19 protein-coding genes are annotated in these 22,800 nt (G+C 72.1%); 7 read left to right on the top strand and 12 right to left on the bottom strand.

Features of this window, described 5'->3' with window-relative positions; all coding sequences use genetic code 11:
* Positions 1-5 precede the first annotated feature (5 nt).
* From ACP4IX_RS08080 to pssA, 4 genes are all read left to right on the top strand, one after another.
* A complete protein-coding gene (locus tag ACP4IX_RS08080) occupies positions 6-518 on the top strand; it encodes a MaoC family dehydratase (protein WP_426555113.1) in 513 nt (170 codons plus the stop codon).
* A complete protein-coding gene (locus ACP4IX_RS08075; protein WP_426517760.1) occupies positions 519-1,724 on the top strand; it encodes an acyl-CoA dehydrogenase family protein in 1,206 nt (401 codons plus the stop codon).
* Positions 1,725-1,894: 170 nt separating this feature from the next.
* A complete protein-coding gene (locus tag ACP4IX_RS08070; protein WP_426517822.1) occupies positions 1,895-2,551 on the top strand; it encodes a phosphatidylserine decarboxylase in 657 nt (218 codons plus the stop codon).
* 22 nt (positions 2,552-2,573) lie between these two features.
* A complete protein-coding gene (gene pssA, locus ACP4IX_RS08065; RefSeq protein ID WP_426517824.1) occupies positions 2,574-3,392 on the top strand; it encodes a CDP-diacylglycerol--serine O-phosphatidyltransferase in 819 nt (272 codons plus the stop codon).
* Between the two features lie 201 nt (positions 3,393-3,593).
* Here the strand turns inward: pssA and ACP4IX_RS08060 are convergent, their stop codons facing one another.
* Together ACP4IX_RS08060 and ACP4IX_RS08055 are read right to left on the bottom strand one after the other, a co-directional pair.
* The gene (locus ACP4IX_RS08060) at positions 3,594-4,751 is read right to left on the bottom strand and encodes a glycerate kinase (RefSeq protein ID WP_426517762.1); all 1,158 of its coding nucleotides are present in this window, start codon (positions 4,749-4,751) and stop codon (positions 3,594-3,596) included.
* A 115-nt stretch (positions 4,752-4,866) separates the two neighbouring features.
* Positions 4,867-5,700 (bottom strand): alpha/beta fold hydrolase, encoded by an 834-nt coding sequence (locus ACP4IX_RS08055; RefSeq protein WP_426517764.1) that lies wholly within the window; start codon positions 5,698-5,700, stop codon positions 4,867-4,869.
* Between the two features lie 183 nt (positions 5,701-5,883).
* Here ACP4IX_RS08055 and ACP4IX_RS08050 point away from each other — a divergent pair, with 183 nt between their 5' ends.
* Both ACP4IX_RS08050 and ACP4IX_RS08045 read left to right on the top strand, forming a co-directional pair.
* Positions 5,884-6,378 carry an NUDIX domain-containing protein gene (locus ACP4IX_RS08050; RefSeq protein ID WP_426517766.1) on the top strand — a complete coding sequence of 165 codons (495 nt, stop codon included), beginning with the start codon at positions 5,884-5,886 and terminating at the stop codon, positions 6,376-6,378.
* A 40-nt stretch (positions 6,379-6,418) separates the two neighbouring features.
* Positions 6,419-7,165: an SIR2 family NAD-dependent protein deacylase gene (locus ACP4IX_RS08045; protein WP_426555112.1), complete on the top strand. Its 747-nt coding sequence runs from the start codon at positions 6,419-6,421 to the stop codon at positions 7,163-7,165.
* A gap of 12 nt (positions 7,166-7,177) precedes the next feature.
* On the opposite strand, the gene ACP4IX_RS08040 is transcribed toward ACP4IX_RS08045, so the two are convergent.
* The 3 genes from ACP4IX_RS08040 to ACP4IX_RS08030 all read right to left on the bottom strand — a co-directional run bounded on the left by ACP4IX_RS08040 (position 7,178) and on the right by ACP4IX_RS08030 (position 11,200).
* On the bottom strand, positions 7,178-7,672 hold the full coding sequence (locus ACP4IX_RS08040) for a methylated-DNA--[protein]-cysteine S-methyltransferase (RefSeq protein WP_426517826.1): 495 nt from the start codon (positions 7,670-7,672) through the stop codon (positions 7,178-7,180).
* Between the two features lie 18 nt (positions 7,673-7,690).
* On the bottom strand, positions 7,691-9,163 hold the full coding sequence (locus ACP4IX_RS08035; RefSeq protein WP_426555187.1) for an AlkA N-terminal domain-containing protein: 1,473 nt from the start codon (positions 9,161-9,163) through the stop codon (positions 7,691-7,693).
* Positions 9,164-9,289: 126 nt separating this feature from the next.
* Entirely contained in the window at positions 9,290-11,200 is a 1,911-nt protein-coding gene (locus tag ACP4IX_RS08030; protein ID WP_426555111.1) for a heavy metal translocating P-type ATPase, read from the bottom strand.
* 56 nt (positions 11,201-11,256) lie between these two features.
* Between ACP4IX_RS08030 and ACP4IX_RS08025 the strand changes: the two genes are divergently transcribed.
* Positions 11,257-11,619: an ArsR/SmtB family transcription factor gene (locus ACP4IX_RS08025; protein ID WP_426517772.1), complete on the top strand. Its 363-nt coding sequence runs from the start codon at positions 11,257-11,259 to the stop codon at positions 11,617-11,619.
* A gap of 51 nt (positions 11,620-11,670) precedes the next feature.
* On the opposite strand, the gene ACP4IX_RS08020 is transcribed toward ACP4IX_RS08025, so the two are convergent.
* The 7 genes from ACP4IX_RS08020 to ACP4IX_RS07990 form a co-directional block, all read right to left on the bottom strand.
* Entirely contained in the window at positions 11,671-15,588 is a 3,918-nt protein-coding gene (locus tag ACP4IX_RS08020) for a glycoside hydrolase family 2 TIM barrel-domain containing protein (RefSeq protein ID WP_426555110.1), read from the bottom strand.
* 259 nt (positions 15,589-15,847) lie between these two features.
* On the bottom strand, positions 15,848-17,452 hold the full coding sequence (locus ACP4IX_RS08015; protein WP_426555109.1) for an alkaline phosphatase D family protein: 1,605 nt from the start codon (positions 17,450-17,452) through the stop codon (positions 15,848-15,850).
* Positions 17,453-17,577: 125 nt separating this feature from the next.
* Positions 17,578-18,237 carry an ABC transporter ATP-binding protein gene (locus tag ACP4IX_RS08010; protein WP_426555108.1) on the bottom strand — a complete coding sequence of 220 codons (660 nt, stop codon included), beginning with the start codon at positions 18,235-18,237 and terminating at the stop codon, positions 17,578-17,580.
* The gene (locus ACP4IX_RS08005; RefSeq protein WP_426517780.1) at positions 18,230-19,228 is read right to left on the bottom strand and encodes an ABC transporter ATP-binding protein; all 999 of its coding nucleotides are present in this window, start codon (positions 19,226-19,228) and stop codon (positions 18,230-18,232) included. Before ACP4IX_RS08005 ends, ACP4IX_RS08010 begins: the two co-directional genes overlap by 8 nt.
* Complete coding sequence (locus ACP4IX_RS08000) at positions 19,225-20,112, bottom strand: ABC transporter permease (RefSeq protein ID WP_426555107.1); 888 nt, start codon at positions 20,110-20,112, stop codon at positions 19,225-19,227. The genes ACP4IX_RS08005 and ACP4IX_RS08000 overlap by 4 nt, the downstream gene beginning before the upstream one ends.
* Positions 20,113-20,117: 5 nt before the next feature.
* On the bottom strand, positions 20,118-21,086 hold the full coding sequence (locus tag ACP4IX_RS07995) for an ABC transporter permease (protein ID WP_426555186.1): 969 nt from the start codon (positions 21,084-21,086) through the stop codon (positions 20,118-20,120).
* 32 nt (positions 21,087-21,118) lie between these two features.
* The gene (locus ACP4IX_RS07990; protein ID WP_426555106.1) at positions 21,119-22,711 is read right to left on the bottom strand and encodes an ABC transporter substrate-binding protein; all 1,593 of its coding nucleotides are present in this window, start codon (positions 22,709-22,711) and stop codon (positions 21,119-21,121) included.
* Between the last annotated feature and the right edge of the window lie 89 nt (positions 22,712-22,800).

The following is a 22,800-nucleotide window of genomic DNA, read 5'->3' as shown; positions in this document are numbered from 1 at the left end:
GCGCGATGCAGTTCGGACGCACCTACGAGGAGTTCGAGGTCGGGGCGGTGTACAAGCACTGGCCGGGCAAGACGGTCACGGAGTACGACGACCACCTCTTCTGTCTCCTCACCATGAACCACCACCCGCTCCACATGGACACGAACTACGCCGAGAAGACGACGGACTTCGGCAGGAACGTGGTGGTCGGCAACTACGTCTACTCGCTCCTGCTCGGCATGTCGGTCCCGGACATCTCCGGCAAGGCGATCGCCAACCTGGAGATCGAGTCGCTCAAGCACGTGGCGCCGACCTTCCACGGCGACACGCTCTACGGCCAGACCACCGTGCTCGACAAGTGGCCGTCGAGGTCGAAGGACGACCGCGGCATCGTCCACGTCGAGACCAAGGGCTACAAGCAGGACGGCACGCTGGTGTGCGTGTTCCGCCGCAAGGTGATGGTGCCGACCGAGACGTACGTCAAGGAGCGCGGCGGCGAGCAGCCGGGCCGCCCCGAGCTGAAGGAACAGGGGAAGTAGATGAGCCGCCTCGCCCAGACCCACGGCCTCACGGACGTCCAGCGGGAGATCCTCTCCACCGTCCGGGACTTCGTGGACAAGGAGATCATCCCGGTCGCCACCGAGCTGGAGCACCGGGACGAGTACCCGCAGGACATCGTCGACGGGCTGAAGGAGCTCGGCCTGTTCGGTCTGATGATCCCGGAGGAGTACGGGGGCCTGGGCGAGTCGCTCCTGACCTACGCGCTGTGCGTGGAGGAGATCGCCCGCGGCTGGATGTCGGTGTCCGGCATCATCAACACGCACTTCATCGTGGCGTACATGCTCAAGCAGCACGGCACGCGGGAGCAGAAGGACCACTTCCTGCCCCGTATGGCCGCCGGCGACGTCCGGGGCGCCTTCTCGATGTCCGAGCCGGCGCTCGGCTCCGACGTCTCGGCGATCTCCTCGAAGGCGGTGAAGGACGGCGAGGAGTACGTCCTGAACGGCCAGAAGATGTGGCTGACGAACGGCGGCACGTCGTCGCTGGTGGCCGTCCTGGTGAAGAGTGACGAGGGTCACCCCGACGGAACGGCCCCGCACAGGTCGATGACGACCTTCCTGGTGGAGAAGGAGCCCGGCTTCGGCGAGGTCCGCCCCGGACTGACCGTCCCGGGCAAGATCGACAAGATGGGCTACAAGGGCGTCGACACGACCGAGCTCATCATGGACGACCTGCGCGTTCCGGCCGATCGCGTGCTCGGCGGAGTCACCGGCCGAGGTTTTTACCAAATGATGGACGGTGTCGAGGTCGGCCGCGTCAATGTGGCGGCACGTGGTTGCGGCGTCGCCCGGCGCGCCTTCGAGCTGGGTGTGCGGTACGCCCAGCAGCGTCACACTTTCGGCAAGCAGATCGCCCAGCACCAGGCCATTCAGTTCAAGCTCGCGGAGATGGCTACCAAGGTGGAGGCGGCGCATGCGATGATGGTGAATGCTGCACGCAAAAAGGACTCGGGCGAACGAAACGACCTGGAAGCGGGTATGGCCAAGTACCTCGCCTCCGAATACTGCAAGGAGGTCGTGGAGGACGCTTTCCGAATCCACGGCGGGTACGGCTTCTCCAAGGAGTACGAGATCGAGCGCCTCTACCGCGAGGCCCCGATGCTGCTCATCGGTGAAGGCACCGCCGAGATCCAGAAAATGATCATCGGCCGCCGACTGCTCGAAGAGTATCGATTCCAGGGTTAGATGTCCGGATACGGGGTGTTTTCTTGGAGAAGAAGGTCACACCCCGTAGGCACTGTTCGGCCGCCGACTCGGCTTCCTGGCTTACCCAGTTGCGGCAGGAAGCCGCTACGATCGCCGGAAAGCCGCCGTCCCCCGTCGAAGCGCGGCATCATCCGCTACGAAGGTCATCCATGCCCCACAGCCAAACCTCTGCATCTCGCGACAGCCTGGCCGGCGTACGCCTCGCGCGTGGAGCATCGCCGTGGCTTCTGCCGACCGTCGCCACCGCAGCCGTCAGCCTTCTCCGTGCCCGCCGTTCCGGCGCCGCCAAGGCCGTCGCCGTCCCCGCCACCGCGCTCGCGGCGGGGATGCTGTGGTTCTTCCGTGACCCCGAGCGCGAGATCACCCAGGGCCGGGTCATCTCGCCCGCCGACGGTGTGGTGCAGAGCATCATGCCGTGGAAGGACGGCCGGACCCGCGTCGCGATCTTCATGAGCCCGCTCAACGTCCACGTGAACCGGGCCCCGCTGGCCGGCGAGGTCACGTCGGTCGAGCACGTTCCCGGTGGTTTCGTTCCGGCCTTCAACAAGGAGAGCGAGAACAACGAGCGGGTGGTGTGGCACTTCGACACCGAGCTCGGCGACATCGAGATGGTCCAGATCGCCGGCGCGGTGGCCCGCCGCATCGTCCCGTACCTGCCGCAGGGCACGAAGGTCGAGCAGGGCGACCGGATCGGTCTGATCCGCTTCGGCTCGCGCGTCGACCTGTACCTGCCGGAGGGTGTGGAGGTCGCGGTCGAGGTGGGTCAGAAGACGGTGGCTGGGGTGACTCGAATTGACCGTGATTGATCCACAGACCCAGGCCGGGTGGGTGCCCGAGGCCGACGAGGTGGACGACGAGGAGGAGATGCCCCTCTCGCTCCGGCTGTCGATAGCGGACACGCTCACCCTCGGCAACGCCACGTGCGGTTTCATGGCGGTGTACTTCACCACCACCGGCATCCTCATCCCGCACCTCATGGGCAGCGAGGAGTCGGGCATGGCCCGGCACAGCGCGGCCACCGCGGTCATCCTGATGCTGTGCGCGGCGATCTTCGACCTGTTCGACGGCCTGGTGGCGCGCAAGCTGCGCAGCTCCCCGATGGGCGCCGAGCTGGACAACCTCTCCGACCTGATCAGCTTCGGACTGGCACCGGCGTACTTCGTCCTCGTCTACGGCATGGTCGCGGACGACGCGTACCAGCGGGTGGCGGCGGTGGGGGCGATCGTGGTGCTGCTGGCGGTGGTGCTGCGGCTCGCGCGGTTCTCCTGCGTCACCGTCAAGGACGGCACCTTCCAGGGCATGCCGTCGCCCTTCGGGGCGCTGACGGTGGTGTCGATCGTCCTGCTGGAGCTGCCCTTCGTGGCGACGCTGCTGGCGATCATCGGCACGGCCTGGCTGATGGTGAGCCGGGTCGAGTACCCGAAGCCGCGGGGGCGCCTGGCCGTGGCGATGCTCTCGTGGATCGTCCTGTCGATGGGGCTGCTGGCCGGCTGGGCCTTCGACGCGCCGAGCGGGCAGCTGCTGCTGCAGACCGGGTGCGCGCTGCAGCTGGTGATGGGCGCGGTGATTCCGCTGTTCGCCACGGCGCGGCGGGTGAACAACTTCCGTGACAACCGACGGGAGGCGCGGGCGGCGCAGCTGCCGTGACGGCGTCTTCGAACGGCCCCGGACCCGATGGGTCCGGGGCCGTTCTGTCTGCGCGTGCCCGGCGCCGGAGCCCGCCTCGCCGGGGGCTCCGCCCGTCCGTCGCCCTCACCGGTCAGGGCGGAGGTCAGGTTCCCAGCCCGTCGGGAGGGGTGCCCCTCCGGGGGCGTCCGAGGTCGAGACCCGTTCCGGGGCGGATCTGCCCTACGCCAGGAAGTCCCGCGCGATGCGCTCCGCGACCCGCTCCAGGATCGGCCCGGCGTCGGCGATGCACTTCGCCACGTCCGGCTCGACGTCCGTCAGCGGGTACGCCCGCCGGATCCCGGCACTCCCCAGCGCCTGGGCCGGCAGCGCGAGCCGCCCGCACACCGCGACGACCTCCTTGCCCTCGGCCCGTGCCGCCGCGGCGACGCCCGCCGGGGCCTTCCCGTGCAGGGTCTGCTCGTCCAGCGAGCCCTCACCCGTGATCACCAGGTCCGCCCGCGCCAGTGCCGGTGCGAAGCCGAGCACGTCCAGCATCACCTCGATGCCGGGCCTGAACCGCGCCCCGAGCAGCATCGCGCCGAACCCGATGCCGCCTGCCGCTCCGGCACCCGGCGAGGCGGCGTACTCGGCGGCGCGCGCGCCCACGGTCTCCGTCCCCTCCAGTACCTTCGCGAAGTGCGCGAGGGCCGCGTCCAGGGCGTCCACGTCCTGCGGGGAAGCGCCCTTCTGCGGACCGTAGACCGCCGGGGCGCCCTTCGGTCCGGTCAGCGGATTGTCGACGTCGCTCGCGAGTACCAGCCCGACGCCGGACAGCCGCGGGTCGAGGCCCGACAGGTCGGCCGAGGCCAGGTCGGCGAGGCCGCCTCCGCCCGGCGCGACCGGCTCCCCGTCACGGCCGAGGAACCGCGCGCCCAGCGCGGACAGCATCCCGGCGCCGCCGTCGGTGGTCGCGCTGCCGCCGACCCCGAACACGATCGTCCGCGCCCCCGCGTCCAGGGCGGCCCGCAGCAGCTCTCCGGAGCCGTACGTGGACGCGGTCAGCGGTGCGAGAACGCCGGCCGGCAGCCGCTGCAGGCCACTGGCCTCCGCCATCTCCACGACCGCGGTGTGCTCGCGCACCGCGAACGCGGCCGTCACCTCGTCGCCGAGGGGCCCGGCGACCCGTACCTCCCGGCGTTCGAACCCGGCCGCGACCGCGGCGGCGACGGTGCCGTCACCGCCGTCGGCCACGGGCAGGGCCTCGACAGCGAGGTCCGGCACGACGCGGCGCAGGCCGGCCGTCACCCGCTCGGCGACCTCGACGGCCGTCAGCGACCCCTTGAACTTGTCCGCGGCGACGAGTACCCGCCGGGCCCCGTCGACTGCAGCGTCAGCCACCTTGCTCTCCCCTTGCTCTCCGAGCCTTGCGCACGTCAAGGCAGTCGCGCCGCTGCGACCTTAACCGGAGGACGGCCGGGCCGTCATGCCCCTGCCCACAAGGTGGAACCGCCCGCTACTTGGCGAGGAAGGACAGCAGGGCGTCGGTCACCTCCTCGGCGTGGGTCCACAGCAGGCCGTGCGGGGCGCCCTCGACGACGACGTACTCGGCCTGCGGAAGCGCGGCGTGGAACCGCTCCCCCGTGGCTTCGAGGGGCAGGATGCGGTCGGCGGTGCCGTGCAGGATCAGCGTCGGCACGTCGATCTTGGGAATGTCGGCGCGGAAGTCGGTGGTCCAGGTCGCCACGGCCGCGAGGGACGCGTACCAGGAGGCGCCGGCGGCGACGTTCCAGCTGTTGCGGACGGCCTCCTCGCTGATCCGGGTGCCGAGGTTCTCGTCGAGGTTGTAGAAGTTCTCGTAGAACGAGGTGAAGTAGGCGTAGCGGTCGGCGGTGACGGCCTGCTCGATGTCCCGGAAGACGTCGCCGTCGACGCCGTCGGGGTTGTCGTCGGTCTTGAGCAGGAACGGCTCCAGGGAGGCCAGGAAGGCGGCCTTGGCGATACGGGCGGAGCCGTAGGTGCCCAGGTAGCGGCCGACCTCGCCGGTGCCCATCGAGAAGCCGACGAGGACGGCGTCGCGCAGGTCCAGGGTCTCCAGGACGGTGTGGAGGTCGGCGGCGAAGGTGTCGTAGTCGTAGCCCGTCGTGGGCTGACTCGATCGGCCGAATCCCCGCCGGTCGTAGGTGATGACGCGGTAGCCGGCCTTCAGCAGGGCCGCGGCCTGCTTCTCCCAGGAGTGGCCGTCCAGCGGGTAGCCGTGGATGAGCACGACCGGCCGGCCGGTGCCATGGTCTTCGTAGTACAGCTCGATGTCGGTGGAGTTCTCCTGGCCGACGGTGATGAACGCCATGGTGGTCGCTGCCTTCCGGTGGACGGGACGGATGAGCACTTCGGCCGGCGAGGCGGTGCTGTTTCGCCGACACGAAGAAACATAGCCAGCAACTCGATTGCGCGCAACTGGTTCGCGCTCAACTCGCTTGGATCCGGCCCCGGTTCTCCCCGCGCCCGGCCGCGGGCTCGTTACCCTTCCGGGATGACCACTCCTGACTACGCCACCTACATCGCCGGCCTCCCCCGCGTCCTCGCCGGCGCGGCCGCGGTCTTCCGGGACGCGGAGGGACGGGTGCTCCTCGTCGAGCCCAACTACCGCGAGGGGTGGGCGCTGCCCGGCGGGACGATCGAGTCCGACGACGGCGAGACCCCGCGGCAGGGCGCGTGGCGGGAGACCGTCGAGGAGATCGGACTGGACGTCCGGCTCGGCCGGCTGCTCGCGGTGGACTGGGTGCACGGGACGGGACGGCCCCCGATCGTGGCCTACCTGTACGACGGCGGGGTCCTGACCGAGGACGAGCTCAAGGCGATCCGGTTGCAGGAGGAGGAGCTGCTGTCCTGGCGGCTGGTACGACGCGAGGAACTGGGCGACCACCTGCGCGGCGCCCTGCACGGCCGGGTCCTCGCCGCGCTGGACGTGCTGGCGGACGGGTCCGGAACGGCCGAGCTGGAGAACGGCGTCCGGGTCGGCCGATAACCGTTCGCCGGTCGCGCACCGGCGCCCTACCCTCGACGGCATGACCCGCAAGCCCCTCGTCGCCATCCTGAGCGGCGCCGGCGTCTCGACCGACTCCGGCATCCCGGACTACCGCGGCCCGAACGGGCTGTGGCGGCGCGATCCGGAGGCCGAGAAGCTCGTCACGTACGAGTACTACATGGGCGATCCGGAGATCAGGCGCCGCTCCTGGCTGATGCGGCGCGACAGCGGAGCGCTGCGGGCCGAGCCGAACGCGGCGCACCGCGCGGTGGCCGATCTGGAGCGGTCGGGGGTGCCGGTCCGCGTGATCACGCAGAACGTGGACGGACTGCACCAGCGCGCCGGAGTGACCGCCCGCAAGGTCCTCGAACTGCACGGCACCGCGCTCGGTTACGTGTGCACGGGCTGCCGTGTCCGGGGCCCGATGGAGGACGCCCTCGCCCGGGTCGCGGCCGGTGAGGACGATCCGCCGTGTCTGGAGTGCGGCGGCATCCTGAAGTCGGCGACCGTGATGTTCGGCGAGCGCCTCGACCCGGTGGTGCTGGGCGAGGCGGTCGCCATCAGCAAGGCGTGCCAGGTGTTCGTCGCCGTCGGCACCAGTCTCCAGGTGCACCCCGCCGCCGGACTGGCCGACGTGGCCGTCGGCCACGGGGCCCGCCTGGTCGTCGTGAACGCCGAGCCGACACCGTACGACGACCTGGCCGACGAGGTGGTCCGGGAGCCGATCGGCACCGCCCTGCCCGAGCTGCTGCGCGGGCTGGGCCGAGGTCCCGGGGCCGCGGCCTGACCCGCGAGCGGCTCAGAACAGCGGCTGCGGGCCCGCCGTCCCCCGTTCGAAGTCCAGCAGGCGCCGCTTGCGTTCCAGGCCCCCGCCGTAGCCGGTGAGGCTGCCGCTCGCGCCGATGACGCGGTGGCAGGGGACGATGATGCCGATCGGGTTGCGGCCGTTGGCGAGGCCCACGGCGCGGGAGGCGGCCGGGGTGCCGAGGGCGGCGGCGAGCTCGCCGTAGGTGCGGGTCTCGCCGTACGGGATGCGGCGCAGCTGGTCCCAGACGGTGCGCTGGAACGGGGTGCCGTTCAGGCGCAGGTCGAGGGTGAAGTCCTTCAGCTCACCGGCGAAGTAGGCCGTCAGTTGTTCCTCCGCCTCCGCGAACGGCCCGTCGTCGGCCGCTCCGAAGGTCTCCTCCGGTGGGCGGTGGCGCTGGTCGGTCATGTAGAGGCCGCACAGGGCGCCGTCCTCGGCGACGAGGGTGAGCGCGCCGTACGGGCTGTCGATCACGGTGTGCTGTTTCAGGGATCCCACGGATGTTCCTCACACGGGCAGGAAGTTGATCGGGTGGCTGTCGGTCGCCCACAGGTACTGGACGGCGTACGCCCGCCAGGGCCGCCAGGCCGCCGCGCGAGCGGTGAGCGCCGCCGGGGTCGACGGCAGGCCCAGCTCCGCGGCGGCGCGGCGGACGCCGAGGTCGGTGGGGAGGAAGGCGTCGGGGTCGCCGAGGGCGCGCATCGCGATGACGTCGGCGGTCCAGGGGCCGAAGCCGGGGAGGGCGAGGAGCCGGGCGCGGGTCTCGGCCCAGTCGCCCTCGACGCCCAGGTTGAGCGAGCCGTCGGCCAGGTGGGACACGAGGGTGGTGAAGGTCGTGCGGCGGGTGCGGGGCATGGCCAAGGTGTCGGGGTCCACCTCCGCCAGCGCCGCCGCCGACGGGAAGAGGTGGGTCAGACCGCCCTCGGGGTCGTCGACCGCGTCGCCGTGTGCCGTGACCAGCCGGGCGGCGTGGGTACGGGCGGCGGCGGTGGAGACCTGCTGGCCGAGCACCGCCCGTACGGCGAACTCCGCCTCGTCCACCGTGCGCGGGACACGCCGGCCGGGCGCCTTGTCGACCAGCGGCGCGAGCAGCTCGTCGGTGCGCAGCTGGTCGTCGACGGCCGCCGGGTCGGCGTCCAGGTCGAGCAGGCGCCGGCAGCGGCTGATGGCGACGGTCAGGTCGCGCAGGTCGCTCAGGGTGAGGCGGCAGGCGACGTGGTCGGGGTTCGGGGTGAGGGCCACGATGCCGTGACCGTACGGGAGGCGCAGGGTGCGCCGGTACGCGCCCTCCCGCCACTCCTCCACGCCCGGTACGGCGGTGGCGGCGAGGTGGCCGAAGAGGTTGTCGGGGTTGAGGGGGGCGCGGAAGGGGAGGCGGAGGGAGAGGGCACCCGGGGTGGTGCCGGCGGCGCTGCTGTGCGGAGCGCGGGTGCGCAGCTCGCTCGGGGAGAGGGCGAAGACCTCGCGGACCGTGTCGTTGAAGGTCCGGACGGAGGAGAAGCCGGCCGCGAAGGCGACGTCCGCCATGGGCAGCGGGGTCGTCTCGACGAGCAGACGGGCGGTCTGGGCACGTTGCGCGCGGGCGAGCGCGAGCGGGCCCGCGCCCAGCTCTGCGAGCAGCTGGCGTTCGATCTGCCGGGTGCTGTAGCCGAGCCGGGCGGCGAGGCCGGGCACGCCCTCGCGGTCCACGACGCCGTCGGCGATCAGCCGCATGGCGCGGGCGGTGAGGTCGGCGCGCCGGTTCCACTCCGGGGAGCCGGGGCTGGTGTCCGGGCGGCAGCGTTTGCACGCCCGGAACCCGGCCTGCTGGCAGGACGCCGCGCTCGGGTGGAAGGTCATGTTCTCGGGCTTGGGCGGCACCACCGGGCAGCTGGGCCGGCAGTAGATCCCGGTCGTCAGGACCGCCGTGAAGAACCACCCGTCGAAGCGCGCGTCCTTCGACCGGACGGCGCGCACGCAGCGCTCGGTGTCGGTGTGCATTCCCGTCTGCATGCGTCCAGGATGGACCACCGGCCGGGCCGGGGCTGGCGGGAATCCGACATCGACGTCGCGCTTCCTGGGCTTCGCCGGATCGCCCTGGTCACCTGGTCGCCCTGGTATCCCCGGTCACTCGGATCGCCATGCCGACTCGCGCAGCAGCCGCAGCCCGTTGAGGCCGACCAGCACGGTCGAGCCCTCGTGGCCGGCGACGCCGAGCGGCAGCGGCAGGTGTCCGATCAGGTCCCACAGGACGAGGACGGTGATGAACGTACCCGCGATGACCAGGTTCTGCAGCACCAGCCTGCGCGCGCGCCGGGACAGCGCCACGACGGCGGGTACGGCCGCCAGCTCGTCGCGCACCACGACCGCGTCCGCCGTCTCCAGGGCCAGGTCGGAGCCGGCGCGGCCCATGGCGACCCCGGTGTGCGCGGCGGCGAGCGCGGGGGCGTCGTTGACGCCGTCGCCGACGAAGAGCACCTTGCGGCCGGCCCGTTCCCGTTCCCGTACGGCTTCGACCTTGTCCTCGGGCAGCAGGTCCGCGCGGATGTCGGTGATGCCGGTCGCGGCGGCGACGCGGGCGGCGGCGGCCGCGTTGTCGCCGGTGAGGAGGGTGGGGGCGGTGCCGGTGAGGGCGGTGAGCGCGGCGGTGGCCCCGGCGGCGTCGACGCGGAGGCGGTCGGTGAGGGCGAGGGTGCCGACGGGGGTGCCGTCGCGGGTGACCTGGACGGTCGTCTCGGCGCCCTCGGGGGTCTGTGCGCGGCCGACCCGCACCTCGTGGCCGTCGACCGTCGCCGTGACCCCGTGGCCCGGGGTCGCCGAGAAGTCCTGCGCGGACGCGATGTCCAGGCCGCGGGCGCGGGCGGCGGCCACGATCGCGCGGGCCAGCGGATGCTCGCTGGGGTGCTCGGCCGCGGCGGCGAGCGCGAGGAGGGCGTCCTCGTCGAGGCCGCTGCCCGGCAGCGGCCGTACGGCGGTCACCTCGGGGGTGCCCTCGGTGAGGGTGCCGGTCTTGTCGAGGGCGGCGGCGTCGATCTCACCGAGGCGTTCCATCGCGACCGCCGACTTCACGAGGACGCCGTGCCGGCCGGCGTTGGCGATGGCGGAGAGCAGGGGCGGCATGGTCGCGAGGACGACCGCGCAGGGCGAGGCAACGATCATGAAGGTCATGGCGCGCAGCAGGGCGTCCGTGAGGTCGGCGCCGAAGGCGAGCGGGATGCCGAAGACCGCGAGGGTGGCCACCACCACGCCGACGGCGTAGCGCTGCTCGATCTTCTCGATGAACAGCTGCGTCGGCGCCTTGGTGCGGGACGCTTCCTCGACGAGGGTGACGATGCGGGCGATGACCGAGTCGGCGGGGTCGCGTTCGACGCGGACGCGCAGGGCGCCCGTGCCGTTGAGGGTGCCGGCGAAGACGTCGTCGCCGGGACCCTTGAGGACGGGGAGGGACTCGCCGGTGATGGTGGCCTGGTCGACCTCGCCGGCGCCGTCGACGACCGAGCCGTCGGCGCCGATCCGCTCCCCCGGCCGGACCAGGAGCACGTCGCCGACGGCGAGGTCGGCGGTCGGGACGGTCTCCTCGCGGTCGCCGCTCACGCGGGTCGCGGTGGTGGGGGCGAGGTCGAGCAGGCCGCGTACGGAGTCGGCGGTGCGGGCGGTGGCCAGGGCCTCCAGGGCGCCGGAGGTGGCGAAGATGACGATCAGCAGGGCGCCGTCGAGGACCTGCCCGATGGATGCCGCGCCCAGCGCCGCGACGATCATCAGCAGGTCGACGTCCAGGGTCTTCTCGCGCAGCGCCCGCAGGCCCTCCAGGGCGGGTTCCCAGCCGCCGGCGGCATAGGCGACCGCGTACAGCGGGCCGTACGTCCAGGCGGGGGCGCCGCCGAGGTCGAGGGGGAGCGCGAGCAGGAAGGCGACGAGGGAGACGAGCGCCCAGCGGGCCTCGGGCAGGGCGAGGACGCGGGTGCGGCGGCGGGGTGCCGTCCGGGCGGGTGCGGGGACGGGGGCGGGGGCGAGTGTGGTGGACACGCGGCACACCATACAGGAACAGATGAAGACTCATTCATGCTTTCATGTGTGGTGAGTAGGATGAGCCCATGGGTCACGGAGCCGCCACCACCGCGCAGGACGCCGCCGCACGCGTGCGTCTGGACGCGGACAACGTCGCCAACGTCGCCACCACGCTCCAGGCCCTGTCCACGCCCTCCCGGCTGCTGATCCTGGCCCGTCTGCGCGAAGGACCACTGCCCGCCACCGAGTTGGCGGCGGAGGTCGGGATGGAGCAGTCGGCCTGCTCGCACCAGCTGCGGCTGCTGCGCAACCTGGGCCTCGTCGTGGGTGAGCGGCGCGGCCGTTCGGTGGTGTACGCGCTGCACGACCACCATGTCGCCGAGCTGCTCGACCAGGCCGTGTACCACGTGGAGCATCTGCGGCTGGGGATCAGCGACACGACGGAATGACCCGCCGCCGCACACGGGCGGCGACGGGTCGGGTACGGGACGCGGACGGTGCTACGCGGTCGCCGTGGGCCGCCGCGAGGCCGCCATCGCGTCCTTGACGTCCGGCAACGGGCGCAGCCGGTACGTGTACGCGTAGTCGCGGTCGGCGAAGAGCTTGAACTCGTCGTGCGTGTGCGCGCCCCAGCTGTTGTCACCGCCGACGCCCATCTGACGGTGGTTCAGGCGCAGGACGACCTCGTCCCTCGGCGTCAGCTGGTAGTCGTGGCGCACGCCGGCCGACAGGTCCTCCGGCGTGAAGAAGGAGGCGTTCGCCTCCAGCAGGGGTTCGCCCGACGCCAGCAGGCCCGCGCCGTGCCGGTCGGTGAGGGCGATCCAGCGGACGTCCGTCTTGTTGCCGTTCTCCTGCGGACGGATGTACGGCGTCCACTGCTCGGCGACGGTCCCGGAGTACAGGCCGACGTCGGTGCCGGTGTTGCGGTCCCAGTGGTTCTCCTCCGGGCCCCGGCCGTAGTAGTGCAGGCGGTCCAGTCGGCGCGGCAGGAAGAGCAGGGTGCCGACCTCGGGGATGTAGGGCAGGCTCGCGGCACCCGGGTGCAGGGTGTTGTCGACCTTGATCTCGCCGTTGCCGAACACCGTGTACGTGGTGGTGTACGCCGACTCCACCGTGGTGGGCAGCGTGCCGCTGACCTTGATCTCGACGGCCCGGTCGCCCAGGGTCCGCACGGCGACGTCCGTCACCTTCCGCCGGGCGCCGGCGTCGCGCCAGGTCTGGTTGCGGTTGTGCTGGCCGTTGCCCTTGTCGTTGTCGGTGGGCGCCCGCCAGAAGTTGGGCGCGGGCCCGGACGTGAGCAGCCGGGTGCCCTTCGCCTCGTAGGAGGTGATGGTGCCGGTGCGCTTGTCGACGGTGACCGAGAAGCCCCTGCCGCTGATCCTGACGTCCTCGTCGCGGTCGTCGTGGCGCAGGGCCGGGACGCTCTCCAGGCGTACCGGGGTCACGTCGGGGCCGCCGGTCTCGACGGGGAGCTGCTGCCGGGCCACCTCGAAGCCGGCCCTGGCCCACGGCGTGGACTCCCTGGTGATGAAGGAGAGCTCCAGGAAGTACTCCGTGCCCGGGCCGGGGTCGTCCGGCAGCCGGACGGGGACGGTGATGTCCTTGCTCGACTGCGGCGCCACGTCCAGCTGGTCGCGGGTCAGCCTGCCGCGCCGTACGGCCTTGCCGTCGGCGACGAGTTCCCAGCGGCCGTCGAACTCGCGCAGGCTGGTGAACAGGTACTCGTTGGTGAGGGTGACGGCACCGGGGCCGCCGCCCGGGGTGCGGGTGGCGTTGACGGCCTGGTAGACGCGCTTGACCTCGACGGCCTTCCCGGTGTGCCCGCGGTCGGCGGTGACGATGCCGTCCGCGACGAAGGCGCCGTCGTTGGGGTTGTCGCCCCAGTCGCCGCCGTACGCGAGGAACGTCTTGTCCTTCGGCCGCTTCTCACTGGCCTTGACGGTCGCGGCGTCGAACCAGAACCGCACGCCGTCGTCCCCGGGGCCGCGGCCGTCGGAGGCCAGTTCGGCGGAGCCGAGCGCCCGGGCGTAGACGCGGGCGCGGCGGATGGTGCCGCTGAACTCCCGGGTCTGGGCGTCGGCGTCGGTGGCGAGCGCGAGGGGCGCGGTGTTGCTGCTGGGCCGCCGGTCGGTGGTGCGGGTGGCCCGCGCCGCGCCGTCGACGTACAGGGTCAGGGTCCCGGCGTCCGCGTCGAAGACGCCCGCGATGTGGTGCTCCCGGCCCGTCCAGTCGTCCGGCACGGTCCAGCTCGCGGTGATCCACTGACCTGCGGAGTGGATGAAGAACTCCAGTCGCCGGTCGGTCTGCTTCAGCGCGTACTGGGTGTCGCCCTTGGCGAGGATGGGCTGGTGGTAGCCCGTGACGTGCGGGGTGACCCAGGCCTCCAGGGTCAGCGAGTCCGTCAGGTCGAGGCTGTCGTCGCGTTCGAAGACGGTGATGCCGGACAGGCCCTTGTCGCGGTCGAGCCTTCCGCGGGTGGCGAGGATCTCGCCGCGCAGCCCGGCCGGACCGGCCTCGGTCAGCAGGGTGCGGGCCGGGACGGGCGTGTGCAGCGACTGGTCGACGAAGTCCCAGATCCAGCCGCCCTGGAGCACGTCGTGGCTGCGCACGATGTCCCAGTACTTCTTGAAGTTGCCGTTGGAGTTCCCCATCGCGTGGGCGTACTCGATCATGACGTACGGCCGGGTGTCGGAGGTGTCCTTCGCCCGCTGCTCGACGCGCTGCGGGCTGTCGTACATCTCGGAGCGGATGTCGCTGATGCCCGGGCGGTCGTCGCCCTCGTACTGGATGACGCGGGTGGGGTCGTAGGAGCGGATCCAGTCGTGCATGGCGGTGAAGGTGCTGCCGCCGCCGGCCTCGTTGCCGAGCGACCAGATGACGACCGAGGCGTGGTTCTTGTCGCGGTGGACCATGTTCTGGGCGCGGGCGACGCAGGCCTCGGTCCAGTCGGGGTGGTCGCCGGGGTACTCGTCGCGGATGCCGTGGGTCTCGAGGTTGGTCTCGTCGACGAGGTAGAGGCCGTACTCGTCGGCGAGTTCGTACCACAGGGGGTTGTTCGGGTAGTGCGAGGTGCGGACGCTGTTCATGTTCATCCGCTTGATGATCTTGATGTCCTCGACCATGTCCTCGCGGGTGAGGGCGGTGCCGCGGGCCGGGTGCATCTCGTGGCGGTTGGTGCCGCGGAAGGAGACGGGCCTGCCGTTGATCCGCATCAGCCCGTCCTTGAGCGCGAACTCGCGGAAGCCGACGCGGTGGGACAGGGTCTCGATCACCTTGCCCGCCGGGTCCCGCAGGCGCAGGACGGCCGTGTAGAGGTCGGGGTGCTCGGCCGACCACAGCCTGGGTTTCGGTACGGCCTTCGCCGCCCGTACGGTCACGTCCTGACCGGCACCGGCCGTGTGGAGGTCGGCGGACTGCTCCAGCGGCCGGGACCAGACGGCGTGGCCGCGCGCGTCGTACAGCTGGGTCTCGACCGTGTACCGGCCGGACTCCCCGTCGCCGTACGCCCGCACGCTCGCGGTGACCGCCAGCTCCGCGTCCGTGTACGTGTCGTTCAGCGGGGTGTCCAGCTTGAAGTCGCGCAGGTGCACGGCCGGGGTGGAGTAGAGGTAGACCGAGCGGAAGATGCCGCTCAGCCGGATCATGTCCTGGTCCTCCAGCCAGTCGCCGTCGGCGTAGCGGTACACCTCCACGGCGATCTGGTTGGTGCCGGGCCTGAGGTGGTCGGTGATGTCGTACTCGGAGGGCGTGTAGGAGTCCTCGTCGTAGCCGACCAGTTCGCCGTTGATCCACACGTAGTGGGCGGACTTGACGCCCTCGAAGTGGAGGAAGGTGCGGCGGCCCTTCCAGTCGCGCGGGACGGTGAAGGTGCGCCGGTACTGGCCGACCGGGTTGTAGCGGGTCGGGGCGGCGGGCGGCTGCGGGTCCTCGCCGAGGCCGTTGGGGCCCCAGTACGGGTAGGTGATGTTCAGGTAGATCGGGAAGTCGTGGCCGTGCAGCTGCCACACGGACGGGACCGGGATCGTCTCCCAGTCGCCGTCGTCGGTGTCGGTGCGGTGGAAGTCGGCGTCCCGGTCCTCGGGACGGTCGGCATAGGCGAACTTCCAGGTGCCGTCGAGGCTCTGCCGGTACGGCGAGCGGGTGCGGTCGCCGGCGAGGGCCGCTCTCACGTCCGGGTAGGGCATGAGCGTGGTGTGCGGCGGTTCGGTGCCGACGCGGAAGACGCCGAAGTCGTTCCACTCCGGGGGCTCGTCGGCCGCCGTCCGCCGGCCGGCCGGGTGCGCCACGACGGGTGACGCGGACGACAGGGTGAGCGCGCCGAGGACGGCGGCACCGCTCTCCAGGAGACGGCGGCGGCTGACGACCGGGCGGGCAGGGCGGGCCGGGGATCCGGCGGGTGACACGGGCGAGTGCGGCATGACCGTGGCCTTCCGTGGGCATCGGGGGCGGCTCAACACACGGTGCTGTGAAGGCAGTTGATGCGGAGGTAAAGCGCAACTGCCGGTGACGCAGCGACTACTGAGTCAGCCCACACCCTAGGACCCGAACACAACCGAATCAATTACCCCGTCGGACTTTGTTGGTTCCTGATGGAGAGCGGCGGGCCCCGGATCCGGGGCCGGCGCCCGCCGCTCGGACGGCCTGCGCCCAGACGGCCTGGACTCAGACGGCCGGGACTCAGACGGCCTGGACTCCCGGCACGCCCGCCTCGATCACGAACGACTTGTCGGTACGGACCGGGGCGCCCGGCCGGGTCACGTAGTCGACCACCCGGTAGTCGGCGGTGTACCGCTCCTTGGACACGGTGCAGCTCACGTATCCCCGGCGGCTGCTGTAGTACTTGGTGTGCGGGTTCTCGTCCCAGTACACCTGGCCGGGATCGTGGGTGGCCGAGCCGTCGCCGCCCGAGGTGATCGACGTGGTGACGAACTCGCTGCCCAGCAGCCGGGTCTCGGGGCGCTCGAAGTCGCGGCGCAGGTCGTTGGTCCAGTTGTTGTGCACGTCGCCGGTGAGCACCACGAAGTTGTCGATGCCGCGCTCCTCGACGTAGCCGAGGACCCGGTCGCGGGAGGCGCGGTAGCCGTCCCATCCGTCGTTGTAGCCGCCGTCGTCCGGGCCGGCGACGGCGTCCCAGTTGGCGAAGTAGATCTGCTGCGGCAGCACGTTCCAGGTGGAGCGCGACCGCGACAGGCTCCGCTCCAGCCAGGCGTGCTGCTCGCCGCCGAGGATGGTGGCCTCCGGGTCCCACTGCTCGGGGCCGGAGACCTGCCACGTGTCGCCGTACGGCTGGTTGGTGCGGTACTGGCGGGTGTCCAGCACGCTGAAGGTCGCGGTGGCCCCGAACTCCAGGCGCCGGTACAGCGGCAGTTCCGTGTCGACCGGCTTGCGGAAGCGGCGCAGCGGCATGTGCTCCCAGTAGGCCTGGTAGGCGGCCCGGCGGCGGGCGGCGAAGCGGGCGGTGGTGTCGTTGCCCTGGCCGGCGTCGCTGTTCTCCGGGCTCAGGTCGGCGTAGTTGTTGTCGGTCTCGTGGTCGTCCCAGGTGACGACGAACGGCGCCGTCGCGTGCAGCAGCCTGAGGTCGGGGTCGGTCTTGTACTGGGCGTGCCGCGCGCGGTACTCGGCGAGGGTGTTCATCTCGTCGCCGTGGTGCGTGCGCACCTTGCCGTTGACGCCGGCGGCGTACTCGTAGAGGTAGTCGCCGAGGTGGAAGACCACGTCGGGCCGCTCCTCGGCCATGTGCCGGTACGCCGTGAAGTGGCCCTGCTCCCAGTTCGCGCAGGAGGCGAACGCGAAGTCGACGGTGGGCGCCGTGCCGGGGGCCGGGGCGGTGCGGGTGCGGCCGACCGGCGAGAGGGCGTCGCCGGCGCGGAAGCGGTAGTAGTACTCGTGGTGGGGCCGCAGGCCGCGCACGTCGGCGTGGACGGTGTGCGCCTCGGCGGGCACGGCGTGCTCCACACCCCGCCTGACGATCTTCCTGAACCGCTCGTCGAGGGCGATCTCCCACCGCACGGCGACGGGGCGCCGGGGCATGCCGCCGTCGTCGTCGAGCGGCTTGGGCGCGAGGCGGGTCCAGAGCACGACGCCGTCGGGGAGCGGGTCGCCGGACGCGACGCCCAGCTGGAACGGGTCGCCCGGGACACGGCCCGGCGCGGCGGCCGGGGCGGCCGCGACGGGTGCGGCGCCGGTGCCGAGCAGCACCGCACCGGCGCCGGCGGCGCCCGCGATGCCGAGGAAGCCCCTTCTCTTCAGGGAGTTCGCAGAGGTGGTGCGCGGCGGGGTCATCGAACCTCCAGAGGACGGATGGCCGGACGACAACCAGGCAATCGGCACCGGGTGAACCCCGACTGCTGCGCTCGTGGACCGCGCTTGACCGATACATGTCCATGAGGATGATCGGCCGGAAGGGCTCAGGAGCGCGTCAGAGTGCCCCATTCCGCGGTGCGGTCGCACCAGCGGTCGAGGAGGACGCGGTCGTGGCCGACGGCCAGCAACCCCGCGCCGGTGGCGGCACGGTAGTCCTCCACGACCCGGACCAGGGCGGCGGTGGTCGAGGCGTCCAGCATCGCCGTCATCTCGTCGCACACCAGCCAGCGCGGGCGCAGCACCAGGGCGCGGGCGAGGCAGGCGCGCTGCAGCTGGCCGTCGCTGACCTCGTGCGGGCGCCTGCTCAGCAGGTCGGTGGTCAAGCCCACGGCGGCGGTGAGTTCGGCGACCCGGTCGGTGACGTCCTCGCGCCGGCCGGTGGCGCGCAGGGGTTCGGCGATCAGGTCGCTGAGCGCCAGCCTGGGGTCCGCGGAGAGCCGGGCCTGCTGGAAGACGACGCCGAAGGCGGTGCGCTGCTCGCGCGGGGCGCGGTGGCGCCAGCGCCGTACGGGTGTGCCGTCGACGACGAGGGAACCGGCCCGGGGGCGGTGCAGCAGGGCCGCGACACGCGCGAGGGTGGACTTGCCGCAGCCGCTCGGGCCGAGCAGCCCGACGGCCTCGCCCGGCGCGACGGACAGGGAGACGTCCCGGATCACGGGCGCGTTCCTGTCGTACCCGGCGGTGATGGCACGTAGTTCAAGCACGGTCGGCGGCCTCCGTGAGCGCTGCGTGCGGGTGGTGGCAGGCGACGGTGGCGGTCAGCGGCGGCAGCGCGGCGCAGACGTCGGTCGCCCGGTCGCAGCGGGCGGCGAAGGCGCAGCCCTCGGGGAGGGCGCCGAGTTCGGGCGGCAGACCGGGGATGGGGGCGAAGGCGCGGTCGGGCAGGGCGTCGAGCAGGCCCCGGCTGTAGGGGTGGCGGGGGCCGGGGGTGCCGAAGAAGTCGCGGGCGTCGGCCAGTTCGACGATCCGGCCCGCGTACATCACGGCGATCCGGTCGGCGATGCGTTCGGCGGCGGCCAGGTCGTGGGTGATCATCAGCAGGGCACGGTCCGCGCCGTCCCCGTCCCCGGCCGCACCGTTGTCGACATGGCGCCTCAGCTCGTCGACGGTGCGGTCCACCAGGTCCCGGTCGAGGCCGGTGGTCGGCTCGTCGGCGAGCAGCAGCGGGGCGTCGCCGACGAGGGCGAGGGCGGTGGCGGCGCGCTGGGCCAGGCCGCCGGAGAGTTCGTGCGGGTGGTGGTCGAGGTGGTCCACCGGGAACGCGGCGCGCTCGGCGGCGGCCTCGGCGGCCGTGCGCAGGGCCGCGCGGCCACGGACGGCGGTGAGTTCCGCGACCGTCTCCTCCAGCTGCGAGCGGATGGTGCGGACCGGGGTGAGGTGGGCGGCCGGGCTCTGCGGGACCAGGCCGATCATCCGGCCCCGTACGGCGCGGGCGAAGGTCCGCTCGTCGGCGGCGAGCAGGTCCAGGTCGCCGAGGAGCGCGCCTCCGGCGGTCTGCGCGTTGCCGGGCAGCAGCCCGAGCAGGGCGGAGGCGAGGACGGACTTGCCGCAGCCGCTCTCCCCGATCAGGGCGAGGCACTCGCCGGCCGCCACGTCGAAGTGGGCGTCGGTGACGGCGGCGATCCGGCGCCCGCCCGGCATCAGGAAGCGCACCGACAGACCGCGTACCGACAGCACGGGGGCTCGCTCGGTCACAGCATCAGCTCCGATCGGCGACGGGGGTTGATCCGCTCCCGCCAGGCACCGGCGAGACCGGCGACGGCGAGGGTGGGGACGATGATGAACAGGCCGGGGAAGAGGGTCGGCCACCACTGCCCGGCGAGCAGCGAACCCCGCGCCTCCTGGATGAGGTTGCCGAGGCTTGCGGTGTGGGTGGGCAGGCCCAGCCCGAGGAAGGACAGCGCCGACTCGTGCCACATGGCGTGCGGCACCATCAGTACGGCGGCCAGCGCGGCCTGCGGCAGCACACCCGGCAGCAGATGCCGCACCGCCACCCGCCACCGGGACGCGCCGCCGGAGACGGCCGCGTCGACGTAGGGGCGCGAGCGCAGGGACAGCACCTCGGCGCGGACGATGCGCGCGGTCGACAGCCAGTGGGTGAGCGCGACGGAGATCACCACCGGCCAGACGCCCGGCCGGAACATCGCGACGATGAAGATGCCCATCAGCAGGTGGGGCACGGAGGACAGGGTGTCGACGACCCGCATGACGGCGCGGTCGACCCAGCCGCCCAGCGCCCCGGCGGTGGCTCCCACGGCGGTGCCGACCACGGTGGCCGTCAGCGCCGCCGCCACCCCGACGAGCAGGGAGACGCGCAGGCCGTACACGCAGCGCAGCAGCAGGTCCCGGCCCACGTCGTCGGTGCCGAACGGATGCTCCCAACTGGGGGCCCGCAGCTTCGCGGCCAGGTCGACGGCCTGCTGGTCGAGCTGCGCCAGCGGCGGCACGAGCAGGACGGCGAGGACGGTCACGGTCAGCAGCGCGGCGGAGACGCGCAGGCGCAGCGTGCGGGTGGAGCGGCGGTCGGCGCCGTGGGAGCGCCACGCGGCGCCGGCCTTCTCGGCGGCGGCGTCAGCCATGGGAGTCACATTTCACTGAGCTTCACCCTCGGGTCGAACAGTCCGTAGAGCAGGTCGGCGAGCAGGTTGCCGGCGAGTACGGCGGCGGTGGCGAGGGTGGTCAGGGCGGCCAGCAGCGGGAAGTCCACGGCGGTGGCCGCCTCGACGGTGGCCGCGGCGATGCCGGGCCAGCTGAACACGGTCTCCACCAGCAGGGCGCCGGTGATGAGTTCGGGAACGCGGGAGCCGATCAGGGTGAGCACCGGCAGCAGCCCCGACCGCAGGGCGTGCCCGAACAGGACGGTGCCCTCCCCGATGCCGCGGGCCCGCGCCCCGCGCACCGGGTCCTCCGCGAGGGCGTCACCGACGCCCTGCCGTACGTAGAGGATGAACCAGGGCAGCTGGGAGACGGCGAGCACCCCGGCGGGCAGCACGATGTGCCCGGCGACCTGCCCGAAGGTGACCTGTTCACTCGCGGTGTCCGTCAGGCCGCCGGCCGGCAGCACGTCCCACTGGAGGGCGAACAGCCACACGGCGAGCAGCGCGATCCAGAAGACCGGCGCCGCCTCCAGGGTGTACGCGAGCGAGGTGACGGCCCGGTCGAGCATCGAGCCGGGGCGGCGGGCGGCCAGCACACCGAGGAGCGTGCCGGCCAGGACGGCGACGGCGAAGGCGACGGCGCACAGCAGCGCGGACCAGACGAGGCGTTCGCCGATGACCTGCGCCACCGGCTGGCGCATCACCCCGGAGTGGCCGAGGTCGCCGGTGGCGGCGGAGGTCAGCCACTCCCACCAGCGGACGACGAACGACTGGTCCACGCCCAGGTTGTCCCGCAGCCGGTCCAGGGTCTCCTGGTCGGCGCCGAGCGCGGCGGTTCCGGCGTACGCCTTGACGGGGTCGAACGGTGAGGCGGCGGCGATGGCGAAGACGCCGAAGGTGACGACGAGGACGATGGGCAGGGCGAACAGGGCCCGCCGCCCGGCCAGCCGTCCCATCGCCCCCCAGGGCAGCCGCCGAGGAGACCGGGTCACTTCTTCGGCTGCCAGTCCTCGATGTTCCACCAGGGCCCGCTGGCGAAGCCGTGCTCGTGCGGCTCCAGCTGCGTGGTCAGTCCATCCCAGCGGTCGGCGAGGACGTACAGGTGGTCGATGTGGGTGAGGAAGGTGTAGCCGGGGTTCTCCACGAGCGCCTGCTGGATCTTCTCGTAGGCGGCGCCGCGCACCTTCGGGTCCTGGCTGCGGCGGCCGGCGTCGAGGGCATCGTCCACCACCGGGTTGTCGTAGTGGGCCATGTTGTTGAAGCCGTCGCCGGCGAGGGAGGAGTGCAGCAGGGTGTAGAGGCCGAAGTCCGGGTCGCCGACGCTGCCGAAGCCCGCCAGGACCGCGTCGCTCTTCATCCGCGGCTCGATGACCTCCCAGGTGGCGCCCTCCACCTTCACCTCGATGCCGGCCTTCTTGGCGTCGGAGGCGTAGGCGAGGGCGTGGTCCTGGCGGACCTTGTCGCCCGACGGGTAGTACAGGGTGAACGAGGCGCGCTGTCCGTCCTTGGCGCGGATACCGCCCGAGCCGGGCTTCCAGCCCGCCTCGTCCAGGACGCGCTCCGCCTCGGCGAGGTCGCGCGGGCGCTCGATGCCGCGCGCGTAGGCGGGGTCGTCGACGGGCAGCGGCCCGTACGCCGGCCGGCCCGCGCCGTCGAGGATCTTGTCGACCATGGCCTGGCGGTCCACGGCGGCGTCCAGGGCCCGCCGGATCGCGCGGTCGCCGGTGACCTTGCCGGCGGTGGGCAGGGTGACGGCCCGGAAGTCGTAGGACTTCGCCCGGTACGTGCGCCGGCCGTCGTCCTTCTCGAAGGTGGCGGCGAGGTTGGGCGGCAGGACGGCGCCGTCGAGGTCGCCGGAGCGCAGGCGGGTGGCGCGTACGTTGTCGTCGGCGATGACCGCCATGGTGAACGACTTCACCGCGGGCTTGCCGCCCCAGTAGTGGGGGTTGGCCTTGAAGGCGAGCTTCTCGCCCTTGCTCCAGTTCGTGAGGACGTACGGACCGGTGCCGACGGGCCTGGTGTTGAAGTCGCCGGTGTTGGGGTCCTGTCCGCCCGCCACGTGCTCGGGGACGATGGGCAGCACCGTGCGGGCGGCGAAGGCCGCGTACGGGTACTTGAGGGTGAAGACGACGGTGTCGTCGCCGTGCGCGCGGACGTCCTTGATCGCGTCCAGTTCGCTGCGGGCGGTGCTGTTGGTCTTCGCGTCCAGGACGGTGCGGTACGTGTAGACCACGTCCTGGGCCGTCAGCGGTTCGCCGTCGCTGAACTTCACGCCGTCCCGCAGGGTGTACGTGTACGTCCGGCCGTCGTCGGCGATCTTCGGCAGCGCGCTCGCCAGCGCGGGCTTCAGCTTCAGGTCGGTGTCGCGGGCGAGCAGCCCGTCGAAGATCTTGGAGTTTCCGTCCTTGCCGTAGCCGAGCAGTGGGCTGAGCGTGTCCGGCTCGGAGCCCACCCCGATCACGACGGACTCGGCCGCCTTGGCCCCGCCTTCGCCCGTTCCGCCTCCGGGTGCGGAGCAGGCGGTGACGCCGGCGGCAAACGCCGCCGCGGCGGCGGCACTTCGTATCCGACGGGTTGTCATGTCTCCCCCACACTTGTTGCCTGTACAGGGTTATTGCACATCAGTCGCAATTGAAGCGTCAAGCCAGGTGGGGAAGCATCTTGGGGGCT

The organism is Streptomyces sp. WG5 (assembly GCF_049974565.1).
GTDB lineage: Bacteria > Actinomycetota > Actinomycetes > Streptomycetales > Streptomycetaceae > Streptomyces.
This window is presented reverse-complemented; position numbering and strand designations above follow the sequence as displayed.

Coding starts and splice junctions, on each gene's coding strand:
- ACP4IX_RS08015 (WP_426555109.1), bottom strand. CDS start 17,452: ATGACCCCGCCGCGCACCACCTCTGCGAACTCCCTGAAGAGAAGGGGC.
- ACP4IX_RS08035 (WP_426555187.1), bottom strand. CDS start 9,163: ATGCACACCGACACCGAGCGCTGCGTGCGCGCCGTCCGGTCGAAGGAC.
- ACP4IX_RS08075 (WP_426517760.1), top strand. CDS start 519: ATGAGCCGCCTCGCCCAGACCCACGGCCTCACGGACGTCCAGCGGGAG.
- ACP4IX_RS08000 (WP_426555107.1), bottom strand. CDS start 20,112: ATGGCTGACGCCGCCGCCGAGAAGGCCGGCGCCGCGTGGCGCTCCCAC.
- ACP4IX_RS08070 (WP_426517822.1), top strand. CDS start 1,895: ATGCCCCACAGCCAAACCTCTGCATCTCGCGACAGCCTGGCCGGCGTA.
- ACP4IX_RS08045 (WP_426555112.1), top strand. CDS start 6,419: ATGACCCGCAAGCCCCTCGTCGCCATCCTGAGCGGCGCCGGCGTCTCG.
- ACP4IX_RS08025 (WP_426517772.1), top strand. CDS start 11,257: ATGGGTCACGGAGCCGCCACCACCGCGCAGGACGCCGCCGCACGCGTG.
- ACP4IX_RS08055 (WP_426517764.1), bottom strand. CDS start 5,700: ATGGCGTTCATCACCGTCGGCCAGGAGAACTCCACCGACATCGAGCTG.
- ACP4IX_RS07990 (WP_426555106.1), bottom strand. CDS start 22,711: ATGACAACCCGTCGGATACGAAGTGCCGCCGCCGCGGCGGCGTTTGCC.
- ACP4IX_RS08050 (WP_426517766.1), top strand. CDS start 5,884: ATGACCACTCCTGACTACGCCACCTACATCGCCGGCCTCCCCCGCGTC.
- ACP4IX_RS08020 (WP_426555110.1), bottom strand. CDS start 15,588: ATGCCGCACTCGCCCGTGTCACCCGCCGGATCCCCGGCCCGCCCTGCC.
- ACP4IX_RS08080 (WP_426555113.1), top strand. CDS start 6: ATGCAGTTCGGACGCACCTACGAGGAGTTCGAGGTCGGGGCGGTGTAC.
- ACP4IX_RS08030 (WP_426555111.1), bottom strand. CDS start 11,200: ATGGTGTGCCGCGTGTCCACCACACTCGCCCCCGCCCCCGTCCCCGCA.
- ACP4IX_RS07995 (WP_426555186.1), bottom strand. CDS start 21,086: ATGGGACGGCTGGCCGGGCGGCGGGCCCTGTTCGCCCTGCCCATCGTC.